This is a genomic window from Streptomyces antioxidans (genome assembly GCF_000968685.2).
Taxonomy (GTDB): domain Bacteria; phylum Actinomycetota; class Actinomycetes; order Streptomycetales; family Streptomycetaceae; genus Streptomyces; species Streptomyces antioxidans.
Map to the genome: position 1 here is coordinate 1 of NZ_LAKD02000245.1, position 1,112 is coordinate 1,112.

The window sequence follows — 1,112 nt, forward strand, 5'->3', positions numbered from 1 at the left end:
CCCGCCGCGGTCTGCACCAACCGCAGCGTCAGAGCGAGTCCGGAAGCGACCACCGGCTCCCCTGCGCACGGCTCCTCATCCAGCGCGAGCAACGACAGCACACTCGCCTCGGACTCGCCGCCGAGCGCGCCCAGCAGCGCCTCGGCGATGCCGTCGCGATCCGCGTCGGCGTCGATCACCGCCGGTACGACACGGGCACCGGACTTCTCGAGCCCCAGGGACAGCGTCTGGGCGAGCTCACTGTCCGCGAGCGAGGCGGGCACCGCGAGCAGCCACGTACCGGATAGCGAACCAGCCGCCACCTCCGGGACCGGCTTCCACGAGACCCGGTACCGCCAGCCGTCCACCATGACCCGCTCGCGCTGCTGACGGCGATACGAAGACAACACGGGCAACAACTCACCCAGCGAACCACCCCCCTCCACCCCCAGCGCCGCCGCCAACGCCTCCAGATCCTCCCGCTCCACCGCATCCCAGAACCGCGCGTCCACACTGCCCACGGCCGAACCACCCGGCACCCCCACCGTGTCCTCCAGCCAATAACGCTGACGCTGGAAGGCATACGTCGGCAGCTCCACCTTCCGCACACCACGCCCGACGAAAACCTGCTCCCAACCCACCGCGACACCATGCACATGCAGCTCTGCCAACGCCACCACCAACGCCTGAACCTCCGGGCGGTCCTTACGCAGGACGGGTACCACGACCGCAGCCGAACCCGCGTCCGCCACCAGGCAATCCTGCGCCATCGCGGACAGCACACCGTCAGGACCCACCTCGACGAACGAGGTCACCCCCAGCTTCTCCAGGGCCCGCACCCCATCGGCGAACCGCACCGCCTCCCGCACATGCCGCACCCAGTACTCCGACGCGCACACCTCGGCCGCACCCACAGGCTCACCGGTCAGATTGGAGACCAGCGCAATGGTCGGCGGGGCGAACGTCAGCCCCTCGACCACCTTGCGGAAGTCGTCCAGCATCGCGTCCATGCGCGGCGAGTGGAACGCATGGCTCACCCGCAGGCGCCGGGTCTTACGGCCCTGCCCCACCCACCCCCCGGCGATCTCCAACACCGCAGCCTCATCACCCGCGACCACCACAGCCGCCGGACC

The 1,112-nt window shown here is 70.1% G+C and carries 1 protein-coding gene; it reads right to left on the bottom strand.

Annotation, left to right across the window (positions count from 1 at the left end; genetic code table 11):
- Positions 1–1,112: acyltransferase domain-containing protein (locus tag VT50_RS37965; protein WP_143645406.1), on the bottom strand; the 1,112-nt coding region annotated here is incomplete at both ends.